This window comes from Caulobacter sp. P1_B12_2 (assembly GCF_056406675.1).
Genome location: NZ_JBFTZS010000685.1, coordinates 1 through 1,616, shown reverse-complemented (window position 1 = coordinate 1,616; position 1,616 = coordinate 1). Strand labels below are relative to the sequence as shown.

The window sequence follows — 1,616 nt, the reverse complement described above, 5'->3', positions numbered from 1 at the left end:
CATCAGGGCCACCCGCCCGGCCAGGTCCAGGTTGGCGGCGTTCTCGCGCGCCACCGCCAGGGCGTCCTCGGAAACGTCGATGCCCAGCCCCTTGCCGGCCGGACGCTCGGCCAGCACCGCCAGCAAGATCGTGCCCGAGCCGACACCCAGGTCCAGCATGTTGAAGCTCATGGCTTCGGGGAAGGCCTTGAGCACCTCGTCGACGATGACCTCGGTCTCGGGGCGCGGGGTCAGGACGTTCTTGTTGACCTGCAGCAGGATCTTCCAGAACCCCTTGCGGCCGATGATGTGGCTGACCGGCTCGCGGCGGGCGCGGCGGTTCAGGAAGTCGTCCAGCGTCGCCATCTGGGCTTCGGTCAGCACGCGATAGGGATCGGTGATGATGTCGGTGCGGGTGACGTCGGCGGCCACCTCCAGCAGCAGGCGGGCGTCGATGGCCGGCTGGTCGATCTGAACGTTCTTCAGACGATCCTTGGCGGCGTTCCAGGCTTTGACGAGGGTCAGGGTCATGAGCGGGCTCTTTACTCCGCCTCGCGCGCGGAGGCGACCTTTTGGTGGTCAAATTTCGTCAGGCGAGTTCCACCTCATCCCCCTCGGCCACCGCGCCGCCCTGCTCCACCTTCAGGTAGATGCCGCACAGCATGTGGCCGTAATTGTCGAACAGGGCCTTCACCAGCTCGATGTCGCGCTCTGCGGTGACCGGGTCGACGTGGGTGGCGGCGCAGCGGACGATCGGTTTCAGAACCTCGGCGTGGGCCGCGCCCACCCGCATCGCCCGGCCGCTCCAGTCGTTCTCGACCCAGGCCGGCCAGCCCTCGACATAGAGATTGGCGCGGAAGCGCAGCGGATCGACCGGGCGACCCAGCCGGGTCTCCAGGTCGCGGACGCTGGCCAGATTGACGATCGAGACATAGCCGCTGCGGCTGTCCATGAACCGGTGGTCGCCCGGCCCCTCGACGACTCGCAGCGGCCCCCGGACCGTGTCGCCCAGCAGGTCGGCCAGCCAGGCCTCGAAGCCGCGCCGCCCCTCGTCCTCGCGCAGGTCGCCTGCGAAGTCGGGCCGGCCCTCCGCTCGGGCGGTCAGCACGCCTGTCGCCTCGTCATAGGCCGTGCGGGCCTTGACCACGTCGGGGATCTTGGCGGCCACCGTGAATTTCATCTTCGAGATGTGGGCCGGGGCGGCCGGGTCGAAGCCGCTGGGCCCGTCCTCGACGGCGTAGAGGCGGTCGCAAGGAAAGCACTGGCCCGCGACCAGCTCGGCCCCGGCCAGGCGCTCGGGGGTGAATCCCTTGACGGGGTGACGATAGAGGCTGGCGATCCGGGCGTGCATGAGGCGCAAGGTCGGCGACGACTCGGAGCTTGGCAAGGCGGCCCTCGAGGATTAGGCGCGGAACGGAGCCGCGCCTCGAGGTGTTCCTCCACCGGAGGGCCAGACCATGACCGAGACCGCTCCGCGACGCCCGATCCGGTCGTGGATCGCCTCGCGGCCCTATCACCTTGCGCCCTGGATCGCCCTGCTGGCCCTGATCCCCTTCGCCCTGCCCCGGCGCGCGCCGGGATCGGACCGGCCGCCGAACGAGACGCCCATCGAGCACCCGCCCGGCCTGTCCGAGGAC

The 1,616-nt window shown here is 69.7% G+C and carries 2 protein-coding genes and 1 pseudogene; 1 reads left to right on the top strand and 2 read right to left on the bottom strand.

Features of this window, described 5'->3' with window-relative positions; all coding sequences use genetic code 11:
- Positions 1-510, bottom strand: a 510-nt coding sequence (locus AC1DZ6_RS24870) for a N5-glutamine methyltransferase family protein (RefSeq protein ID WP_477099765.1), incomplete at its 3' end; no start/stop codon positions are given.
- Between the two features lie 58 nt (positions 511-568).
- Positions 569-1,330 carry an MOSC domain-containing protein gene (locus AC1DZ6_RS24865; protein WP_477099766.1) on the bottom strand — a complete coding sequence of 254 codons (762 nt, stop codon included), beginning with the start codon at positions 1,328-1,330 and terminating at the stop codon, positions 569-571.
- 106 nt (positions 1,331-1,436) lie between these two features.
- On the opposite strand from AC1DZ6_RS24865, the pseudogene AC1DZ6_RS24860 reads away from it, so the two are divergent.
- Positions 1,437-1,616: pseudogene (locus tag AC1DZ6_RS24860) on the top strand (ribonuclease BN); the annotation flags it as partial.